Source organism: Azospirillum rugosum, assembly GCF_017876155.1.
GTDB classification, from domain to species: domain Bacteria; phylum Pseudomonadota; class Alphaproteobacteria; order Azospirillales; family Azospirillaceae; genus Azospirillum; species Azospirillum rugosum.
Genome location: NZ_JAGINP010000010.1, coordinates 220,063 through 238,785, shown reverse-complemented (window position 1 = coordinate 238,785; position 18,723 = coordinate 220,063). Strand labels below are relative to the sequence as shown.

19 protein-coding genes and 2 pseudogenes are annotated in these 18,723 nt (G+C 69.6%); 4 read left to right on the top strand and 17 right to left on the bottom strand.

What is annotated here, in order from left to right:
* Positions 1–167 precede the first annotated feature (167 nt).
* Positions 168–917: an SDR family NAD(P)-dependent oxidoreductase gene (locus tag J2851_RS15820; RefSeq protein ID WP_209767332.1), complete on the bottom strand. Its 750-nt coding sequence runs from the start codon at positions 915–917 to the stop codon at positions 168–170.
* A 98-nt stretch (positions 918–1,015) separates the two neighbouring features.
* Here J2851_RS15820 and J2851_RS15815 point away from each other — a divergent pair, with 98 nt between their 5' ends.
* Positions 1,016–1,933 carry a LysR family transcriptional regulator gene (locus J2851_RS15815; protein ID WP_209767331.1) on the top strand — a complete coding sequence of 306 codons (918 nt, stop codon included), beginning with the start codon at positions 1,016–1,018 and terminating at the stop codon, positions 1,931–1,933.
* Between the two features lie 93 nt (positions 1,934–2,026).
* Here J2851_RS15815 and J2851_RS15810 read toward each other — a convergent pair.
* From J2851_RS15810 to J2851_RS15795, 4 genes and pseudogenes are all read right to left on the bottom strand, one after another.
* A pseudogene (locus J2851_RS15810) lies at positions 2,027–2,215 on the bottom strand (transposase); the annotation flags it as partial.
* Positions 2,216–2,459: 244 nt separating this feature from the next.
* Complete coding sequence (locus tag J2851_RS15805) at positions 2,460–2,906, bottom strand: cupin domain-containing protein (protein ID WP_209767330.1); 447 nt, start codon at positions 2,904–2,906, stop codon at positions 2,460–2,462.
* Positions 2,907–2,934: 28 nt separating this feature from the next.
* On the bottom strand, positions 2,935–3,687 hold the full coding sequence (locus tag J2851_RS15800; protein WP_209767329.1) for an SDR family oxidoreductase: 753 nt from the start codon (positions 3,685–3,687) through the stop codon (positions 2,935–2,937).
* Positions 3,688–3,716: 29 nt separating this feature from the next.
* Positions 3,717–4,547: an alpha/beta fold hydrolase gene (locus J2851_RS15795; RefSeq protein ID WP_079285145.1), complete on the bottom strand. Its 831-nt coding sequence runs from the start codon at positions 4,545–4,547 to the stop codon at positions 3,717–3,719.
* 264 nt (positions 4,548–4,811) lie between these two features.
* Between J2851_RS15795 and J2851_RS15790 the strand changes: the two genes are divergently transcribed.
* A complete protein-coding gene (locus tag J2851_RS15790; protein WP_209767328.1) occupies positions 4,812–5,786 on the top strand; it encodes a GlxA family transcriptional regulator in 975 nt (324 codons plus the stop codon).
* A gap of 4 nt (positions 5,787–5,790) precedes the next feature.
* Here J2851_RS15790 and J2851_RS15785 read toward each other — a convergent pair whose 3' ends face one another.
* A complete protein-coding gene (locus J2851_RS15785) occupies positions 5,791–6,774 on the bottom strand; it encodes an oxidoreductase (RefSeq protein ID WP_209767327.1) in 984 nt (327 codons plus the stop codon).
* Here J2851_RS15785 and J2851_RS15780 point away from each other — a divergent pair.
* Positions 6,753–7,841: an AraC family transcriptional regulator gene (locus tag J2851_RS15780; RefSeq protein ID WP_343206583.1), complete on the top strand. Its 1,089-nt coding sequence runs from the start codon at positions 6,753–6,755 to the stop codon at positions 7,839–7,841. The two genes, J2851_RS15785 and J2851_RS15780, sit on opposite strands and share 22 nt — an antisense overlap.
* Here J2851_RS15780 and J2851_RS15775 read toward each other — a convergent pair.
* The 5 genes and pseudogenes from J2851_RS15775 to J2851_RS15755 all read right to left on the bottom strand — a co-directional run.
* Positions 7,814–8,051 (bottom strand): annotated as a pseudogene (locus tag J2851_RS15775) (hypothetical protein); the annotation flags it as partial. The gene J2851_RS15780 and the pseudogene J2851_RS15775 overlap by 28 nt on opposite strands.
* A gap of 130 nt (positions 8,052–8,181) precedes the next feature.
* Positions 8,182–8,823, bottom strand: a complete 642-nt coding sequence (locus J2851_RS15770) for a TetR/AcrR family transcriptional regulator (protein ID WP_209767325.1) — start codon at positions 8,821–8,823, stop codon at positions 8,182–8,184.
* Between the two features lie 374 nt (positions 8,824–9,197).
* Positions 9,198–10,127, bottom strand: coding sequence for a hypothetical protein (locus J2851_RS15765; RefSeq protein ID WP_209767324.1), 930 nt, complete (start codon positions 10,125–10,127; stop codon positions 9,198–9,200).
* Complete coding sequence (locus tag J2851_RS15760; RefSeq protein ID WP_209767323.1) at positions 10,124–11,068, bottom strand: diacylglycerol kinase family protein; 945 nt, start codon at positions 11,066–11,068, stop codon at positions 10,124–10,126. Before J2851_RS15760 ends, J2851_RS15765 begins: the two co-directional genes overlap by 4 nt.
* Positions 11,065–12,237 (bottom strand): CDP-alcohol phosphatidyltransferase family protein, encoded by a 1,173-nt coding sequence (locus J2851_RS15755; protein WP_343206581.1) that lies wholly within the window; start codon positions 12,235–12,237, stop codon positions 11,065–11,067. Before J2851_RS15755 ends, J2851_RS15760 begins: the two co-directional genes overlap by 4 nt.
* 17 nt (positions 12,238–12,254) lie before the next feature.
* On the opposite strand from J2851_RS15755, the gene J2851_RS15750 reads away from it, so the two are divergent.
* Positions 12,255–13,178, top strand: coding sequence for a metallophosphoesterase family protein (locus J2851_RS15750; protein WP_209767322.1), 924 nt, complete (start codon positions 12,255–12,257; stop codon positions 13,176–13,178).
* Here J2851_RS15750 and J2851_RS15745 read toward each other — a convergent pair.
* Genes J2851_RS15745 through J2851_RS15720 form a run of 6 tightly spaced genes read right to left on the bottom strand, consistent with a single transcriptional unit; the run spans position 13,154 to position 18,700 of the window.
* Positions 13,154–14,002 (bottom strand): nucleotidyltransferase family protein, encoded by an 849-nt coding sequence (locus J2851_RS15745; RefSeq protein ID WP_343206580.1) that lies wholly within the window; start codon positions 14,000–14,002, stop codon positions 13,154–13,156. The two genes, J2851_RS15750 and J2851_RS15745, sit on opposite strands and share 25 nt — an antisense overlap.
* The gene (locus J2851_RS15740; RefSeq protein WP_209767321.1) at positions 13,999–15,171 is read right to left on the bottom strand and encodes a GNAT family N-acetyltransferase; all 1,173 of its coding nucleotides are present in this window, start codon (positions 15,169–15,171) and stop codon (positions 13,999–14,001) included. Before J2851_RS15740 ends, J2851_RS15745 begins: the two co-directional genes overlap by 4 nt.
* A complete protein-coding gene (locus J2851_RS15735; RefSeq protein ID WP_246500679.1) occupies positions 15,168–15,968 on the bottom strand; it encodes a sterol desaturase family protein in 801 nt (266 codons plus the stop codon). The genes J2851_RS15740 and J2851_RS15735 overlap by 4 nt, the downstream gene beginning before the upstream one ends.
* Before the next feature lie 3 nt (positions 15,969–15,971).
* A complete protein-coding gene (lptG, locus tag J2851_RS15730; RefSeq protein ID WP_209767320.1) occupies positions 15,972–17,042 on the bottom strand; it encodes an LPS export ABC transporter permease LptG in 1,071 nt (356 codons plus the stop codon).
* On the bottom strand, positions 17,042–18,229 hold the full coding sequence (locus J2851_RS15725) for an LptF/LptG family permease (RefSeq protein WP_209767319.1): 1,188 nt from the start codon (positions 18,227–18,229) through the stop codon (positions 17,042–17,044). The genes lptG and J2851_RS15725 overlap by 1 nt, the downstream gene beginning before the upstream one ends.
* 36 nt (positions 18,230–18,265) lie before the next feature.
* A complete protein-coding gene (locus tag J2851_RS15720; RefSeq protein ID WP_343206579.1) occupies positions 18,266–18,700 on the bottom strand; it encodes an HIT family protein in 435 nt (144 codons plus the stop codon).
* Positions 18,701–18,723: the final 23 nt, after the last annotated feature.

Below are 18,723 nucleotides of genomic sequence, written 5' to 3'. Positions count from 1 at the left end.
TAGGCTGCCCAGTTCTCCACACGCTAGCGCGCCTTCGGGATCTTGTGACGGCGGGGCTCGTTGGCCTTGTACGGCATCGGACTCTCGGCTTCAGCGGGGGCCGATCCTTTACCCGCTCGCCCTCCCGGCCGCCACCACTCCGGTCCTTTTTGCACCAACGCCTAGGACTAAGGCAGCGTCATCCCGCCATCGACGCGCAGGTCGATGCCTGTCACGAAGCCGCCATCGTCGCTGGCGAGGAACAGGGCGGCACGCGCCAGCTCCTCGGGACGGCCGAGGCGGCCGAGCGGGATCGACCGCGCCAGCTCCCGCTCGAAGGACGGCCGGTCCTGGGGCTGTATGCCGAGCTTGTTCAGGATCGGCGTGTCCACCGGACCAGGGCTCAGCAGGTTCACGCGGATTCGCCGGTCGCGAAGTTCGAGCGCCCAACTCCGTGCGAAGGCCCCCAGCGCCGCCTTGCTGCCCGCATAGACCGCATGCCCGTCCAGCGCCTTCCCGCTCGCGATCGAGCCGGTGAGGATGATCGCGCCGCCATCGCGCATCAGGGGAAGCGCCTTGGTGACCCCGAAGAACACGCCGCGCGTGTTGGTGGCGAACTGGGCGTCATAGTCCGCCTCCGTCACCGCCGCCGAGGGTGCGATGACGTTGATGCCGGCGTTGGCGATGTAGACATCGATCGCGCCGAACCGCTCCCGCACCACCGAAACCAGCCGGTCATGCGCGGCAAGATCGGCCATGTCGCCGACCAGACCGACCGCCTCAGGCCCCAGGGCGGCGGCCGCCTCTTCCACCGCCTCCCTGCGCCGGCCGGTGATCACGACCCGAGCCCCTTCGGCCGCGAAGATCGTGGCTGCGGCGAGGCCGATGCCGCTGTTGCCGCCGGTGACGACGGCGATTTTGCCCGCAAGCTTACCCATGGTACGTCTCCGTGTTGAAGCACACCGGGTATCTGGGCGCCGCGACCGGGTCGAATTAGTCTGGTGCGCGGACAAGCACCTATTCCGGACCGTCTCGAATGCCCATTCCCGACCGCAGCCACGACCTGCTTGCCTTCCTGCGCACGGCGGAGAGCGGCTCCTTCACCGGTGCCGCCCGCCAGCTCGGCACGACACCGTCCTCCGTGTCGAAGAGCGTCGCCAGACTGGAGCGGCAGCTTGGCGTCCGGCTGTTCCACCGCTCGACCCGGAGCCTCGCCCTGACGGCCGAGGCGGCCGCCTACGCCGAGCGTGTCGCGCCGCTCCTGCGCGCCATCGAGGACGCCGGAGATATCCTCCAGCCCGGGCGCACCGCCCAGGGCCTGTTGCGCGTGACGATGCCGAGCGATCTCGGCACGGCCCTGATGGAGCCGCTGGCGCGCGAGATCCTTGGGCGGAACGCCGGGCTGAAGCTCGATGTCAGCCTGACCGACCGGCACGTCGACCTGATCCGCGAGGGCTATGACGTCGCGTTGCGCGCCGGCGTCCTCGCCAACACGGAGCTTGTCGCGCGGCCGCTGGGGGCGTTGCCGATGGTGCTCGTCGCCTCGCCGGCCTATCTGGCGGAGCATGGCGTCCCGCAGACCATCGCGGCGCTCCGCACGCACGCCCACGTCCGTTACACGCTCGCCGGCCGCCCCTTTCCGATCACCTTCGCCGATGGAAGCTCCTTCACGCCGGAGGGCGTGCTCGACACCGACAGCGGCGCGGGCCTCCGCGGCGCGGCGCTGGCCGGGGTCGGCATCGCGCAGGTCATGCGCGTGGCCGTGCAGGCGGAGCTGGAGGCGGGACGGCTGCGGGTGGTGCTGCCCGAGGCGCCGCTGCCCGCCGTGCCCGTTCAAGCGCTGCACGCCTTCGCGCGCCACCCGCCCCTGCGCGTCCGGCTCTTCATCGACTTCGCCGCCGCGCGCGTCGCCGCGCTCGCCGCCGCCGGAACTCTCCAGCCCGGTCCGGCGTGACTCCGCGCGCGGGTCGCCCCCGAGCAGGAGCGTCAGGCGACTTTGCCCTGAGCCGACGGTGTAGCCGCCGGCGGTGGGATGATCACCGCGGCGTCGGCGTGGCGTTCGGCGATGGTCTGGTACACCGGCTCGCCGTTCGCCGGTTCCCGAAATCTTCAGGCCGGTTGAGTCAATGACGACGTCGACCGGCCCGGTCGGGGTCTTCAGCGCCGTCGTCCGTGAAAGCCGGGCGCTGCGCCGGGCCAGCGTCGAGTAATCGGGAACGGGGAGGTTCAAGCCGACGCCGGAACCTCACAGAACCCTCCAGATTCAAGAAGGTGGAAGGGCCGTCCACCACATCAGCTCAGTGCTCATGACCGGAAACCTGCCACGGATAGGGCGCGCCCGCCAACCTGACAGCACCGCTCGAACAGCCGGTGATGAGCGCAGTGCGGGTCATGGGGGCTTTCCTTGTCGGGAGCGTTCGTTGCGAGGTCGCTCCATTGGTTGCGATAAGCCAGCCGTCCTTCGCGGCCAGGAGGGGGCATCACTGTCGGTCGGGAGTCGTCAACTCCGTCTCCGCCGTGTCGACCACGAAGACCGCAAGGAGCTTGGCCGGCTGGCTGTCGCTGGCGTTGGCGCTTATGTTGTGGTGGTCGCCGGGCAGTTCGGTGAAGTGCTCGCCGGCCTGGAAGGTCCGGACCGGGCCGCCGTTGATCTGGCTGCGCACCGCCCCCTCCAGCACGGTGGCGTAGATGAGCGCCGATTTCGCGTGGGTATGGGACGGTGAGTAGCCGCCCGGGCCGTATTCGACCAGCACGCCCCGGATGCTCTTGCCGGGGACGTCCGGCAGTGCGTGCTCGTAGACCTGCGTGACCTTGGCGTTCCGGCTTCCCGGCAGGTCGGCCAGGACGATGGACGGCGGCAGTGCGGCGAGGGCCAGGGCCGCGGTGGAGAGCAGGACGCGCGTCGGCGCGCCGGCATGACGAGTCATGGGAATCCTCCGGATGGGTGGTGCAGGATCAGCGGCGCGGTGCCCGGCGAAGCCAAGCGTCCAAGCCGATACGGCCGAGGCGGGCCTCGCCGGTCGGCACCAGGGACAGTTCCTCGACACGGCCGCCGAAGTAACGGGCCTCCGGGTCGCCGATCACCCCGCGGTCGTCGCCGACCGCCGCCATGTAGCGGCCGACGATCGCCGGGAACGGCGCGCGGTCCGGGCCGGCGATGTCGATGACGCCGTTGCGCGGCGCGCCGAGCGCCGTCTCGGCCAGGATGGCGGCCACATCGTCGGCGGCGATCGGTTGGAAGAGACCGGTGGCCAGCCGCACCGTGTCGCCGTCTGTGTGGGTGGCGGCGATGGCCCCAAGGAACTCCATGAACTGGGTGGCCCGGACGATGGAGTGGGGAATGCCGGAGGCGGCGACCAGACGTTCCTGCTCCACCTTGGCCTGGAAATAGCCGTTGTCGGGCATCCGGTCGGTGTTGACGATGGACAGGACGACATGGTGCTCGACACCGGCGGCGGCTTCCGCCGCGAGCAGGTTGCGGCCAGACGTCTGGAAGAAGTCCATCACCGCCCGATCCTCGAAGGAGGGCGCGTTGGCAACGTCGATCACCACCGCGGCGCCGGCGAGGGCGTCGGCGAGGCCAGCCCCGGAGATGGTGTCGACCCCCGTGCTGGGCGACGCGGCGACCACCGCGTGGCCGCGGTCGCGCAGGAGGGCGGTAAGCTTGGAACCGATCAGGCCGGTTCCGCCGATGACGACGATCTTCATGGGATGCACCTCAGGCCGGGGGCCGGGCGTCAGCCGGCGATGAAGGACAGGAGGTCGGGGTTCACCACGTCGGCGTGGGTCGTGCACATCCCGTGCGGGAAGCGCTCGTAGACCTTGAGCGTGCCGGCCTTGAGCAGCTTGACCGACAGCAGCGCGGAATCGGCGATGGGCACGATCTGGTCGTCGTCGCCGTGCATGACCAGCGTCGGCACGTCGATGGCCTTGAGGTCTTCGGTGAAGTCGGTCTCCGAGAAGGCCTTGACCCCGTCATATTGGGCCTTGGCGCCGCCCATCATGGCCTGCCGCCACCAGTTTTGGATCACGCCCGGCGACACCGCCGCACCGGGCCGGTTGAAGCCGTAGAAGGGGCCGCTCGGGATGTCGAGGTAGAACTGCGCCCGGTTCGCGGCGAGCTGGCGGCGGAAATCGTCGAACACCGCGATCGGCAGACCGCCGGGGTTGGCCGCGGTCTTCACCATGATGGGGGGCACCGCCCCGATGAGAACGAGCTTGGCGACACGCCCACGGCCGTGGCGGGCGACGTAGCGGGTGGCTTCGCCGCCGCCGGTGGAATGGCCGATGTGGATGGCGTTGCGCAGGTCGAGATGCTCCACCACCGCCGCGGCGTCGGCCGCGTAATGGTCCATGTCGTGACCCTCTCCGACCTGGGCGGAACGCCCGTGGCCGCGGCGGTCGTGGGCGATGACGCGATAGCCCTTGTCCGCGAAGAACAGCATCTGGCTGTCCCAGTCGTCCGCGCTGAGCGGCCAGCCATGGTGGAAGACGATGGGCTGCCCGCTGCGGGGACCCCAATCCTTGTAGAAGATCGAAACGCCGTCCTTGGTGGTGATGGTGCTCATGGTTGGACTCCGGTCGAGGGAGGAGGGGGGCATCGCCCCCGGGGCGGTCTGAGCGGCCGCCGGTGGGAGGGGCAGCGCCGCCAGCAGGGCGGCGCCCGCTCCAAAGCCCAGGAGCTTGCGGCGGACCGGGCCCGCCGGGTCTGGAAGGGGCGGTTCGGCACGAGGCGGTTCGGTCATGGGATGCTCCGTTGAACGCTGGAGGTTGACCGCAGGCTATCGTGCGTCGATGATGTCTCAAAGGACGTCATTCCCGGGATTTCGGACATGACTCGTCACGTGCGTTTCCTGGTTCATCCGGGCTTCGTGCTGCTCGATCTCGGTGGGCCGCTCGATGCCTTCTCCTTCGCCAACCGGCTGTGCGGGGAGTGCTACCGGCTTTCCGTCGCATCGGTGGCAGGCGGTCCGGTGCGCAGTTCCTGCGGGTTGGAGGTCATCACCGAACCCTTGCCGGAAGCCGGCGCCGAAGTCTGCGCCGACAGCCCGGCGGACACACTCATCGTGGTCGGCGCGCCGGAACCGCCGGAAGGGCCATCGGTGGAGGCGCTTGCGGCGGCCATCGCCGCAGCGGCGCCCCATACCCGGAGGATCGCCAGCGTCTGCACGGGGGCCTTTATCCTCGCCGCGAGCGGTGTCCTCGACGGGCGACTGGCGACCACCCACTGGTTCTACGCGCCGCGGCTCCAGGCGCGCTACCCGACCCTGCGGGTGGACGGCGACCGCATCCACACCTGCGACGGCGGGGTCTGGACGTCGGCGGGCTTGACGGCGGGGATCGACATGACGCTCGCCCTGATCGAGGAGGATCTGGGCCGGGTAGCGGCGCGGTCGCTTGCCCGCATGCTCGTCGTCTATTACCGGCGCCCCGGCGGCCAGTACCAGTATTCCTCGCTGCTCGACTTCGATCCGGGGTCCGACCGCATCCGCCGCACGCTGAGCTTCGCGCGGGAGAATCTGGCGGCGGATCTCTCGGTGGAGCGGCTGGCCGACGTGGCGCATCTTAGCGTGCGGCAGTTCGGACGCGCCTTCACCACCTCCACCGGCATGACGCCGGCCAAGGCCGTGGAGCGGATGCGGGTGGAGGCGGCGCGGACGATGGTGGAGGACGGCCGGCAAACCTTCGCGGAAATCGCCCGCCTCGTTGGCTTCATCGACCCGGACCGCATGTGCCAGAGCTTCCTGCGCGCGCTCGGCCAGACCCCGCAGGAGCTTCGGCGCCAGTTCCGGCAGACGGATCCGTGACGGGTCAGGGCAGGGAGGCGCCGGTCAGGGCCTCCGAGACGCGCCACAGCCGCTCCGCAAGCGCGTCGTCCGCGGCCCAGGGATGGACGCCGCGCTGTCCCGTCGCCGCGCCGTGGACCGGGGCGACGTCGCAATCCTCGCAATAGACCCCGCCGAGGCCGTCGAGCCGCGGACTGGTCGCGCACCAGACACTGGTGGCCGCCCCCTGAGCGACGGTCTTCATGCCGCGGGACGGGTCGATGCGCGGGCGCCCCTCCGCGTCCAGGGCATCGAAACCGGCGATTTCCGCGGCGCTCAGGTGGCGGCTCAGCTCGGTGAGGATCTGTCCCGGATGCAGCGAGAAGGCGCGCACCCCGTGATCCCGGCCGCGGCGATCCAGGGCGACGGCGAACAGCGCGTTGGCCGTCTTGGACTGGCCGTAGGCGATCCACTTGTCATAGGGCCGCCGTTCGAAGTCGAGGTCGTCGAAGTCGATCCCGGCGATCTGGTGGCCACGCGACGAAACCGACACGACGCGCGCGCCGCCCGCCTCGCGTCCCGCCGCGAGCAGCGCCGGCCACAAGGCCAGGGTCAGCCGGAAATGGCCGAGATGATTCGTCGCGAACTGCCCCTCGCGCCCATCGGCATCGCGGTGAAGCGGCGTCGCCATGATGCCGGCACTGTTGACGAGCATCGACAACGGCCGTCCGGACCCGCAGAAGCGCTGGGCGAAGGCGGCGACCGAGGCGGCGTCCGCAAGGTCGAGCGCCTCCAGCTCGACGCGGTCGAGGCCGGCCAGCGCCGCCGCCGCACGGACGCGATCCCGGGCCGGCACGATGACGGTCGCGCCGGCCTCGGCGAGCGCGCGCGTCGTCTCCAGCCCAATGCCGGAATAGCCGCCGGTGACGACCGCCACCCGCCCGCGGAGATCGATGCCGCGGACGGCCTCGGCGGCGGTGGTGGCGGGACCGAAGCCGGACCCGATGGGTGTCTGGTCGGGGGATATCATGGGGCCTCCTTGCAGGGTGTGGCGTCGGGAGCCGTTGTCGCCTATATGCGCGGGATGATCCATCCAGCCCCGTCCGGAATCCTGTCGTGATCGTCCAGAACGCGCCCGCCGACGTGCTGTCGGACGTGCTCCGCCTGATGCAGGCCGAGACCCTGTGCTCCGCGCGCCTCGCCGCCAGGGGCGACTGGTCGATCCGCTTCCAGCCGCCGAACGCCATCAAGTTCAATGTGGTGACCGCGGGCACCTGCTGGATTCGGGCGGACGGGCCGGACGGACCGGAAGCACCCCGGCGCCTCGACGCCGGCGATTGCTTCGTGGTGGTGCGCGGCGGCTTCGTCCTGGCGAGCGCGCCGGACCTGTCCCCCGTCCCGGCCGTGGAAGTGTTCCAGGCGCCGGGCGGTGAGGCCCGCGTTAACGCGGGGGGTGACGCGCCCGGCGGCGACGGGGAGGAGGTGCGGTTCCTCGGCGGCAGCGTGCGGTTCGACCGGTTGGACGGTGGCCTGCTGTTCGACCTGCTGCCGCGGCTGTTGATGATCCGCGGCGGAGCCCCGGGGGCCGCGCCGGTCGGCTGGCTGCTGGAGCAGCTCGATCGGGAATGGCGCGGCGGGACGGTGGGGTCTCAGCTCGCCTGCAACGACCTGCTGCGCTTGATGTTCGTCCACGCCTTGCGGACGCATCTGAGTGAGCAGCCGCCGCAGGGCGCCAACTGGCTGGCCGCCAGCCTGGACCCCTCGATCGGCCGGGCCTTGGGCGCCATCCACGCCGAGCCCTGCCGCAACTGGACGCTTGCGGAACTGGCGGGCATCGCCGGGCGGTCGCGCTCCAGCTTCGCCGCCGCCTTTCGGGAGCGCGTGGGGGTTCCCCCGATCGATTACATGCTGCGCTGGCGCATGCGCCTCGCCGCGACGCGGCTACGGCAAGGTCAGGAACCGGTCTCCGCCATCGCCGCCTCGCTCGGCTACCTGTCGGACAGCGCCTTCAGCGCCACGTTCCGGCGGATCATGGGGGTCTCGCCGGCGCGCTACCGGACGGGAGCGGCCACACCGGCCACTCCGTCGGTGTTGTAGCGTACCACAGCATCTCGCAAGGCTTGGCGGTCCATGCCGGCCAGCAGCGCCGCTTCCGCCCGGCTCACCCCGTCGAGCGCATGGGCGATGGCGAACGAACATCCGCGCCGCCACCCGCCCTTTGCTCTCGCGCCGCGCAAGCGCGCGCAACTCGCTGGCGCTCAGGTCTTCCCGGATCGCCCGCCTTGGGAATCCCCTTCCGTGAGTCAGCGTTTCAGCTGGCGGGCATGGCTGGCCAAGCCGTCAGCGCGTGACGTCTACAAACATGTTCTCAAATAGGATCCGTCAGAAGTGGGGCGTCCATTCCATCAAAACCCGCTGAATTGACCAGCAAAGCTGCTCAGGCGTGAAGATTGCCCGGCCTGACATAGCACCAGAAGGGCTCGACGGCGTTGCGGACGTTGCACTCGATGGCGGCGTCCAAGTCGTCCGGAGGCAGGCCGGCAACGGCCCGAACGCGGAGTTCACCGAGCGCCACGGTGAGAAACTGGGTTGCGGCGACTTCTGGATCCTCGACGGCGATTAGACCACGGTTGCGCCAGTCCGCGAGAATGCGGGCAAGGTGCCCGGTCACCCGGTCGGGCCCCAACCGGTAGAAGGTCCGCGCGACGTCGGGGAAACGAAAACCTTCCGACAGGATCAGGCGGTAGATGCCAATGGCCTCCGGCGTCATCGACACCATCAACAGCCGGCGGGCGATTTGAGCCAGCGCGACAGGCACGTCGGCGTCGCTGAAGTCCTGGGCGAAGAGACAGGAAATAATCTGTTCCGTCCGTTCCTCTATAATGGCGGTGAACAATCCTTCCTTGCCGCCGAAGTAACTGTAAATCGTGGCCTTCGATGCGTTCGCGCGGGCAACCACGAGGTCAATGGTCGCGCCGCTATAGCCGTTTTCCAGAAACACCTGGAGTGCGACGTCCAGGATCTCCGAGCGCCTGGACTCGCCGCGCGGTCGGCATCGTTGCTGGTGCGTCGTGACCATGGTCCCATGTCCTTGATTAAGAACGCTTCTCAAAATCAGTTTTTGTCCGGCTCTTCCATGCGCCAAGGCAGCCGAAGCGGAGCAGTGGTGGATGCCCAAAACGTACGATGCATTACTAGTTGCTGAGGCGCGTCGTGTCAATCATGCGGAAAAAGGAACTCATGAAATTTTTGTAACCTCGCGGATATGCTGTTGTATTGATTCGTAGTTTCCGTCGATGACGACAGATCATTGACTCAAAGTATTGAAGTTATCAAAGGGTGGACATCTTGTGTCGTGCGGCTTTGGGTAATCGGTTGCGTCTGACGGATGGAACAGGGGCAGTGCTTGATTGATCACGGCGTGGGTGAGGCAGCCAAGCGTACCCGGATTCATCATTGGATGATGCCGTCCCGGTAGAGTTTCAGGAGCAGCAGCGGGGAGGCGAGGATCGGGTGCCGGCGCTGCCAGGGGGAGACCCGCAGCGGCCGGCCGGAGTGCCGCTCCAGCTTCCACAGGATGTAGTCGATGCCGTTTTCAAAGGTGAAGGCGGCCTTCATCAGGCGCAGGACGTTCAACGGCTTGCCCAGACGCCGCCGCCGCGCCCAGGCCCGCCGCGCCGTGGCACGGTCCGGAACCTGCGGGCACAGCCGCCCGTCCGTGTTCTCTGTCGTGGCGATTTCGGCGCGGGCGAGCGCCAACGGCAGCAGGCGGGTGTAGCGGTTCGCGGCCCAATCGTGAATGAGGGCGGGGCGGTTGCCACGCTCGGCGCGCAGTTCGGCGCCGTAGGTGTGGCGGAACAGAGTCGTCCAGTACTCCGCTGGTTGCGCGCTCTCCGGCCCCAGCCGGACAGCCCAGCGGGCGGCGGTGGCGACCGCCTGCGCGACCGCGTCGATGGCCGCGGCCCGGCTCTCCGCATCGCGCGCGTAGAGCAATGCCGCCGGCTGGCAGAAGCGTGCCCAGATGGTGGTGTCAATGCCGGCCCCTCGCACCGCGCGGGCGAAGGCCGCGGTTCCCATCACCGCCACCTTGGCCCGCACCATACCTGTGGGGCCCGGCGCCTCCAAGTAGGACACGGTGGGCGGCAGCGCGGCGTTCAGCAGTGCCGGCCAGAACCGCCCGTGGTAGGCGCGCAGGTCGTCGGTCAGCACATAGACGTCGAGGATGCCGCCGGCATCGCCGGTGCGCAGGCAGGAGCCGTAGAACAGCACGGCCGCCACGCTCGCACCGTGGCGGGCCAGGATCGCGTCGGCGATGGTGCGCGCCTCGGCCATGACGGGCCGGTCCAACTCCTCCGCGATCAGGGTGGAGAGCGACGGGGTCATGGCGCCACGAACCCGACACGCTGGCCGGCGGACAGCAGGATGCCCCGCGGTCCCGGCTCAAACAACTCCCCATCCACCACGAAGGGGTGCGTCATCTCGACGGTCATCTCGTCGGCCCGGCCGCTGGCGTAGCCCGCGTCGATCATCCAGGGGCGCGGCCGGCCGCGCAGGGTCGGCAGCAACGCCGCCATCAGCCGAGGCGGCATGGCGGGAACATCGAGCCAGCGGATCGGTTTCCCGCTTTCGCCCCAAAAGGGCGTCAGGTCGAGAAGCAGGCGGTTGAGCGTGGTCGCCATCGTCAGGAAATGCCGCCCGCCGCGCCTGGAGGCACCGTCCACTCCCACGGTCATCTCCTCCCCCTCCAGCAGGGCGCGGCGCCGGCTTCCGAACAGGGTGGAGGCGGCGGTGGCGGCGATGGACAGGGCGACGGCTGTGGCGTTGTGGAATCCGGCCCGGTGAATGTGGCTGTTGGCGATCTGCGTGCCCGCCGCGAAACCGGCGGCGCCGAACAGGAAACCGCGCACCCGCCGTTCCGGCGCATCGCGCCACGCGACGTCCAGCACCGGCCATTCGACCCGCGTCAGCGCGCCGCCGTGCGCCGCGTCGAGCAGGCGGCGCAACCCCTGGACGCCCTGGCCGGCCTGGCTGACGACGCGGGCGGCGAGGTTCGTCTTGCCCGCGGGCAGGAGGGCGATGTCCGGCGGTTCGTTGCCGTAGGCGGCGGGCAGGGCGGTCAGCACCTCCCGCAGTGTGCCGTCGCCACCGCTGACGGCGACCACGCGGACGCCGCGGCGGCGGAAGTCCGTCAAGGCCTCCGTCAGTTCCGTGGTGGTGAACGGCTCCGCCCGCGGCAGGTCGTCGAATTCCGCCACCCGCCGGATGAAGTCGCCGCTGCGGTTGTGGCGGCTGCGCGGGTTGGTGATCAGGCCGACCCGCGTCATCGCGCCAGCCAGGACTGCAGCGGCCCGCTCCGGCGCGCGCCCAGCGCCTGCACGATCTGCACCGTGTGGACGAGCAGCGAGGCCACGGTCCACCATGCCACCGCCAGCATTCCCACGTCGGGTCGTCCAACCAGCGCGCCGATGGTGAGCAGGATCAGGTTCGGGTTGCGCCGCGCGGTGATCAGCCGGAACCAGCTGTCGAACCGCCGCCAGATGTGGATTTCCAGTTTGAACAGGGCGATGAACAGCCCTTCTTGCAAGCGCTGCAGGATGTAGCCGCCGACCACGACCGACAGCACCAGCCACGCGTCGGCCAGGGGAAGGCCGACGGCGCCCAGCCCAACGATCCAGGCCCAGTACCAAAAGGGCGGGTGAACCAGGTCGATGCCGTGGTCGAACACGTTGCCGAGCTTGGTCGCTGTCAGGGTGACGCGGGCGAGCTTGCCGTCCACGGTGTCCAGGAAGGTCATGCCCCAGGCCATCGCCAGCCCGGACAGGAACCAGCCGTGCCAGAAAGCGGCCATGGCGAGGAGCACCAGGGCGAGGCTGAGCCAGGTAACCGCGTTCGGCGTGATGCCCCGTTGCGCGCACCAGCGCGTGACGCGCAGGGCTGGCGCCGGCCAGACGTATTTGGTGACGAGGTCGGTGACACCCTTGTAGGAGCCGGCGAACATGCGCCGTTCCACGGCGGGCAGCGTCTCGGCCGTCAGCGGCAGCAGATAAGGCGCCTCCCGCTTGCGCAGGGCGTTGTTGTAGGCGGAGCTGAGCGCCCCGGGGGCAACGGCGCGCAGCCCTTCGGGAATGGCTCCGCCCTCCGTCAGCAGCGCCGCGGCCTCCTCCGCCTTGTCGGCGTCGACAGCGGCGGCCACCGGCCGCCCGGCCTCGGTGGTCAGCACAAGGTTGCGCGCGCGGGCGAGATCGGCGATCAGCACCGCGTCGAACACGTGGTCGTCGCGCACCAGAAGGTGCCGGTGGCCCAAATCCACGGCGCCGGTCCAGGGTTGCACCTCGGCCACGCCCGCGCGACGCAGGGATCGCGTCAGCCGCTCCGCGGAGGACATGCCCCACAGCGGCACCGGACACGCGCCGAGGATCCGCGCAATGGGCGGGCCTGCGGACTCGACAAGATCCCCCTCATCGGTCCATGCATGGTCAACGACGTCGCTCACCGGGTATCTTCCTCATCATGCAGACTGGTTTTCGCTTCGCCCATTTCTCCGACGCGCACCTGCCCTTGCCACCCGGTCGGTCGGGCGGGTTGTGGGCGCTTGCGGGCAAGCGGTCGCTGGGGCTGCTGTCCTGGCGGCGCAAACGGCACGCGATCCACCGGCCGGAGATCCTGGCGGCACTCCTGGCCGATGTGGCCGCGCACGCCCCGGACCACGTCGTGGTCACAGGCGATCTGACGAACATTGCCCTGCCGGACGAGTTCGAGCGCGCGCGGGCTTGGCTGGAGCAGGTGGGCTCGCCGGACCAGGTGTCCGTCGTGCCGGGCAATCACGACGCGACCGTCCGGGTGCCCTGGGACATCGGGCTCGGCCGGTGGCAGCCCTGGATGACCGGCGACGCACCGGCCGAGGGCTTCCCGTTCGTCCGTGTCCGTGGGCCGGTCGCCTTCGTGGGCGTCTCCACGGCCGTGCCGACCCCGCCGCTGCTCGCCACCGGCACGGTGGGCGCGGCGCAGGCCGCCCGTCTGGAAGCGGTCCTCGCCGATCTCGGCCGGCGAGGTCTGTTCCGCGTCGTGCTGATGCACCATGCGCCGATTCTGGTCGGCCGGTCGCCGCGCAAGGCGCTGACGGACCGCCGCCACGTGCAGGATGTCCTCGCGCGAGGCGGCGCCGAATTGGTGCTGCACGGGCATCACCACTGCAACCAGATCGGCTCTCTGCCGGGGCGGGGTGCCGCGATCCCGGTGATCGGCGTGGCGTCGGCCTCGGCAGCACCCATCGGCCGGGGGCAGGCGGCCCACTGGAACCAGTTCACCGTCGGACGGCGGGATGGCGCGTGGCGGCTGTCCGCCCTGGTGCGCGGCTACACCGCGGATGGCTTTCGCACCGAAATGCGCTATGCGATGACCTACGAGCGTCATGACGCGGCGACCTGGTCCTGAGGCTGAACCCGGGCCCCGCCGCAGCGCCCGGCCAGGATCGCGTCAGCCAGCGTGAGATCGTCCGGCCGGTCCACGTCGACCGCCGCGTTGGCGAAGGGCATGTCCACCGCCGCGAGCACCGTGCCGGTGCGCCGGCCGAAGGTGGCCAGCGCCGTGTCGAGGCGCAGGCGGCCGAGCGCGTAGGACAGCAGCGTGCCGGGGCCGAGCATGCGGATCATGCGCCACGGCTTCTTGCGGTCCTGCTCCACCCGGCGCCAGAAGGATACGACGGTGCGCGCGGCCGCCGTGCGCAGGGCGAAGAGGTTGCAGCCGCTGTAGGCGCCCTCGCTGAATCGCAGGTAGGTGCGGCGCGTTTCGGGATAGGCCGCGCGGATGGTCTCCGACCGGGCGAGTCCCACGGCCGCGTCGGCGTCGGACGGCAGATGGGTCCAGAAATGCTCGACCATCGCCGGCGTCAGCAGCGGGTGGTCGGCGGTGGTGACGAGGCAAGGGAAGGGCGACGGCACCGCGTCCAGAGCGGCCAGCACGCTGCGGCTCGGCGAACTCGCCGCCGGAATCACCGTCACGGTGCCGCGCTCCAGGAAAGGGGCGAAGGCCGGATGCTCCAGCACCAACTCCGGACGCTCGATCGGCACGATGATCCGTTCGATGCGCGGGACGGTGGACAGCGTCTCCAGCACGCGCGCCAGCATCGGCACGCCGGCCACCGGGGCCAGCGCCTTGTGCGACACCCCGGCCGCGACGGCAACCGGGTCGGTCGGACCGCGGCTGCCGGCCAGCACGATGGCCGTGACGTTACGATCTGCGGAAATGGTCCGGCTCACAACGCTTTCCCATAGATACGGTAGGTCTTGTAGGCCCGCCCGCCGACCGCCTCGGCGATCCGGCGCATGGGCCGGTTGTCCTCCAGCACCCAGGACATTTCGATGCGGTGCAGGCCCAGCGCCGCGGCCTCGCGGCGGATCGCGGCCATGATCAGGAAGGCGAGCAGGCTGCCCATCATGCTGCCGGCGTGCTTGCGCCGAACCCCCATCAGCGGCACGCGGGCGCTGCGCACGCCGGACACCTTCAGGCGCCACAGCAGCTTGGCCCAGCCGACGGGCAGCAGCCGGCCGTTCAGGTCGTGGATCGCCTCGTTCAGGTTGGGCAGGCAGACGGCAAAGGCCGCCGGTTCCCCATCCACCTCGGCGAACCAGACCAGCCGCTCGTCGATCAGCGGCTTCATCTGCCGGGCCATGTGATCGACCTCGTCCGGGGTCAGCGGGACGAAGCCCCAGTTGCCGCTCCAGGCGTCGTTGAAGATGTCGGTCAACGTGCCGACCTCGCGCCGGTAATCGGCCATGCGCAGCCGGCGGACGCGAACGTTGGGCGGCAGCGGCCGGTCGAGGATGGCCTTGATGCCGGCCGGCAGTTCCGGATCGTCGGTGAGGTAGGCCAGCACGTCCTTGGCCTTGGTGTAGCCCGCGCGCTCCAGAAGCGGGCCGAGGTGGGGGCGGTCGTGCCCCATCATCAGCATGGGCGGCGTGTCGAATCCATCGACCAGCAACCCGGTCTCCTCGTTGATCGACAGGTTGAAGGGGCCGAGCACCCGCCCGACGGCCCGTGCCCGCAACCACCGTTCCGCCGTTTCCGTCAGGGCCGCAACGACCGCTGCGTCGTCCACCGCGGCGAGCATGCCGAAATGGCCCGTCCCGGCCCCGGCCAGCCGGTCGATCTGGGCGCTGATCCGGCCGACGTCGCGGCCCTGCCGCCGCGCGATCCAGAAGGCCGCGTCGGCGTGGCGGAAAAAGGGATTGCCCTTGGGCGACAGGGCGGCGCGGCGTTCCATCAGCAGCGGCGGCACCCACAGGGGATCGTCGCGGTGCAGATCGAACGGCAGGCGGATGAACCGCTCCATGGCAGCCCGGCCGGTGGCCGACACGATCTCGACGTCGGTCGCCGCAGGCCGTTCCGGCACCGCCGTTGCGAGCGGATGGTCGAGGTAGTCGGTCATGGACGGTCCTCCTTGTCCCACAGACTGTCCCGCAGACCGGGCGGGCAGTCGCGGGGCGCGGCGCCGGTCAGCTCGGCCACCCAGGGATAGCGCTTCGCCTCCTCCGCATCGTAGCCCAGGTTGAAGACGGTGGGGCTGCGCGGCCGCCCCCGCGCCTCGTCGGACAGGGTGCCGGCGAGATGGTCGATCAGCGGGGAGGTGATGCCGAAGTTGCTGGTCTCGTCGTGGAAATGATGCGCCATGTGGCGCTGCTTGATGCGCCGCAGGAAAGGGCTCTTCGGCTTGACGTTCAGGTGCTGCATGCAGTGGCAGAACTCGTACAGGCACATCAGCGTCGTGGCGCTGGCCAGTGCCGCCGCGGCCCCGGTCAGCCCGTCCACCGCCCAGCCGATGGGAAGGGCGAGGGCCAGGATCAGCGGCAGCGTGTTGGTCAGGGAGCCGAACAGCACCTCCAGCCGGTGCGGATCCTGGTGGTGGTCGAAATGGATGCGCTTCCACAGCGCCGCGGTCAGGCGCGACTTGTAGAGGAGCCGGGCGTGCAGCACGTAGCGGTGCAGGCCGTATTCCACCAGCGGATAAAGCAGCACCATGCTCAGCGCGGCGAGCGCGGTGCGGCCGCCGTGCTCCGTCCGCGCAACGGCCAGCACCGTCGCGACCAGGGCGATGGCCGCGTAGACCTGGATCGCCGGGTAGGTCGCGTAGGACACCAGCAGCTCCTGGAAGCTCATCCGGCCGAGATCGCAGGTCCGGCCTTTCCAGCCCGTCTTGGGGGTGCGCTGCTTGGAAGCAACCGACATCGCTCACTCCTCCAGCGACAGCAGGACCGTCCCGCCGATGCAGCCGAAGAGCACCAGCGGGGACCAGACGGCGAGAATAGGGGGAAGCGTGCCGGCCTCCGCCAGCGCGGACAGCAGCCCTTGCAGCAGCAGGAACACCAGCCCCAGGACCAAGCCGGCGGCGAGGCCGGAACCGAACCGCTGGCTGCGGCGGATGCCGTGCAGCGCCGGCTGCGCGAGCAGCAGCATGACGACGGACGAGGCGGGGATGGAGAAGGTCTTCTGCATCTGGGTTTCGTAATAGGCGCGATGCTTCGTGCCGGACCACGCGCCGTCCAGGATGGACCGGATCCGATGGAGCGACAGGAACTGCGTGGGATTGGCGACAAAGGCAACGTTGTCGGGGGACGGGCCGTCCGGCCAGGGAAGCACGTTGCGGTGTTCCTCCAGCTGAGCGCTGTGCCGCAGGGTCAGCACCTCGGCGCCGTGGAGCGTCCAGCGCCCGCTTCCCCAGTCGGCGTTCTGCGCCACGATGCGGCCGGTCGCCCGGCCCTGCTCGTCCCGGGACACGATGGTCACGCCGGTCAGCTGACGGCCGTGGTTGTCCACCGTCGCGATGGAGACGATGCTGTTGCCGACGCGCATCCACACCGGCTTGGCGGGGGCGTCCTCGGCTTGCGCCGTGGGAGCCGCGCGCGCTGCCCACCAGTCCTGCAGGGCCTGCTCAGCCCGCGGCACCACCTGATCCAGAAGCAGCAGATGCAGCAGGACGATAACGGCCACGGTCGGGACCAGCAGGCGAAGGAACAGCCAGGGCGAGGCGCCGGCCGAGCGCAGGGCGACCACCTCGTTGTTCCGGGCCAGCGTCATGAAGGCGCTGAGCGCGCCGATCAGCACGGCCAGCGGCACGAGCTGGTTCACGAACATGGGCAGGCGCAGGGCGATGTAGGTCAGCAGGTCGGCCGCGCCCCGCCCGCGCTCAAGCACCGTGCTCGCCTTGTCCAGCAGGTCGAGCAATTGCAGCAGGGCCGCAAAGGCCAGCAGCACGGCCAGGAACCGCCCGGCGAAGGCCCGCGAGACGTAGCGGATGAGCATCACGTCGGCATCCTCCAGCGCGGGAGGATACGGCGGACGTGCCAGGTGATGCCTTCAACCCGCTCGAACAGCGCGTCAAAGGGGTTGGTGCCGGGACGCCGGTCGGTGTTTGCGAACAGGGCGATGCAGCCGACCGCGAAGACCGCGAACGGTCCCCACAGGCTGTACAACGGATCAGCGCGTCCCAGGTCGGCCAGGCTCTCGCCCAACTGAACGGCATGATGGTAGAGCAGCAGGATGACGGCGGCCACGGCGATCCCCTGCCAGCGGAAGGTCCGCTTTGCCGCCATTCCCATGGGAACGGCCAGCATGGGCAGGACGAGCAGGGAGAGCGACCGGACCAGCCGCGCGTGGAACTCCGCCTTCAGCCGGCTGTGCGGAACCTTCGACTCCGGGTGCCTCCACGCGTCGCGCAGTTCCGTCAGCGTCATTTCGCGCTCGCTGTCGCCGCGGTTGCGGAACAAGGGGCTTTTCACGGTGAAGGGACGGCCGAGCAGAAGGCGGTTGAACCCCAGTACGGCATCGCGCTTGCCGGCAACGCTGCGGATCTGCACGGCGTCTTGCAGCAGGACCGACATCTGTGTGCCGTCATCGCTCAGTTGCAATTCGCCGCGTCGAGCGGTGGTGGCGATCTCCGTGCCGTCGTCCTGCCGTTCATGGACGAAGACGTTCTCCAGCCATTGGCCGGTGCTGTCCATCCGGTCGGCGTAAAGGGTATAGCCTCCCCCTGCTTCGATGAAGGTGCCGGCCACCACGGAGGCGTCCCAGGGCGCGTTGGTCACCGCGTGGAGGATCGCGCGGTAGGCGTAACGGGAATAGGGTTGGATGTAGCCATAGAGGGCGAGGCTGAACAGCGTCAACCCGAGCCCGAGCCCGAGCAGGGGCCGGGCGAACCGCCGGATGGACAGGCCGCAGCCGCGCAGCGCGTCGAGTTCGCTGTCCCCGCTGAACCGCGCGGTCACCAGGAAGATGCTGATGAAGAAGGCCGCGGGCAGCGCCAACCCCAGGTAGTGTGGAACCAGGCTCATGGCCATGGTCAGGACCGGGCCGAAGGATTTGCCCTGCTGCGCCACCAGATCGAACAGACGCAGGACCCGCTCAAGCACCAGCGCGGCCAGCACGACGGACAGCGAGACGCCGAGCGGCGTCGCGGTCTGAAGCAGGATGTACCGGTCGATCAGGCGCATGGGCGGCGTTTCCTGGCGGCGTGCGATCCTGGGCTGTCAGCCGTTCCACCGGTCGCGCAGAGCCTGCACGATCCGGTCGAACAGCGCGGGCGGCGGCTCGACAAAGCTGCCCAGGGCGGGCGGGCCGGGCCAGCCGACATCGGGGAACTCCACGCCATCGAATTGACGCGTGCCCTGGTAACGCGGGATGACGTGGAAGTGGACGTCCGGGTCCACCATCATCAGCATCAGGTGATTGATCTTCTCATAGGACACGAAGCCGGACAGCACCGTCTCCACCCCGGCCACGGTGTCGCGCAGGTCGGCGAAGGCCGCCCCGCTCACCTGGCCGAAGGACGTCACCGGTTCCCGGCAGGCCAGGACCAGCGAGCCCAGGGTCACCTGCTGCGGGCGGACCAGAACCGCCCAATGAGGTGTTTCCACCACCAGGGAGTGCGGATAGCCAAACTTCCGCATGGTCGCGTTCGACACGGCGTCGCCTCCAATGTTCATTG

What these genes read in the sequence shown, in the direction of transcription:
- J2851_RS15790 (WP_209767328.1), top strand. Translation starts at nt 4,812, where the DNA reads ATGACTCGTCACGTGCGTTTCCTGGTTCATCCGGGCTTCGTGCTGCTC.
- J2851_RS15815 (WP_209767331.1), top strand. Translation starts at nt 1,016, where the DNA reads ATGCCCATTCCCGACCGCAGCCACGACCTGCTTGCCTTCCTGCGCACG.
- J2851_RS15800 (WP_209767329.1), bottom strand. Translation starts at nt 3,687, where the DNA reads ATGAAGATCGTCGTCATCGGCGGAACCGGCCTGATCGGTTCCAAGCTT.
- J2851_RS15795 (WP_079285145.1), bottom strand. Translation starts at nt 4,547, where the DNA reads ATGAGCACCATCACCACCAAGGACGGCGTTTCGATCTTCTACAAGGAT.
- J2851_RS15820 (WP_209767332.1), bottom strand. Translation starts at nt 917, where the DNA reads ATGGGTAAGCTTGCGGGCAAAATCGCCGTCGTCACCGGCGGCAACAGC.
- J2851_RS15725 (WP_209767319.1), bottom strand. Translation starts at nt 18,229, where the DNA reads ATGCGCCTGATCGACCGGTACATCCTGCTTCAGACCGCGACGCCGCTC.
- J2851_RS15750 (WP_209767322.1), top strand. Translation starts at nt 12,255, where the DNA reads ATGCAGACTGGTTTTCGCTTCGCCCATTTCTCCGACGCGCACCTGCCC.
- J2851_RS15805 (WP_209767330.1), bottom strand. Translation starts at nt 2,906, where the DNA reads ATGACTCGTCATGCCGGCGCGCCGACGCGCGTCCTGCTCTCCACCGCG.
- J2851_RS15760 (WP_209767323.1), bottom strand. Translation starts at nt 11,068, where the DNA reads ATGACGCGGGTCGGCCTGATCACCAACCCGCGCAGCCGCCACAACCGC.
- lptG (WP_209767320.1), bottom strand. Translation starts at nt 17,042, where the DNA reads ATGCTCATCCGCTACGTCTCGCGGGCCTTCGCCGGGCGGTTCCTGGCC.
- J2851_RS15735 (WP_246500679.1), bottom strand. Translation starts at nt 15,968, where the DNA reads ATGTCGGTTGCTTCCAAGCAGCGCACCCCCAAGACGGGCTGGAAAGGC.
- J2851_RS15765 (WP_209767324.1), bottom strand. Translation starts at nt 10,127, where the DNA reads ATGACCCCGTCGCTCTCCACCCTGATCGCGGAGGAGTTGGACCGGCCC.
- J2851_RS15785 (WP_209767327.1), bottom strand. Translation starts at nt 6,774, where the DNA reads ATGATATCCCCCGACCAGACACCCATCGGGTCCGGCTTCGGTCCCGCC.
- J2851_RS15740 (WP_209767321.1), bottom strand. Translation starts at nt 15,171, where the DNA reads ATGACCGACTACCTCGACCATCCGCTCGCAACGGCGGTGCCGGAACGG.
- J2851_RS15770 (WP_209767325.1), bottom strand. Translation starts at nt 8,823, where the DNA reads ATGGTCACGACGCACCAGCAACGATGCCGACCGCGCGGCGAGTCCAGG.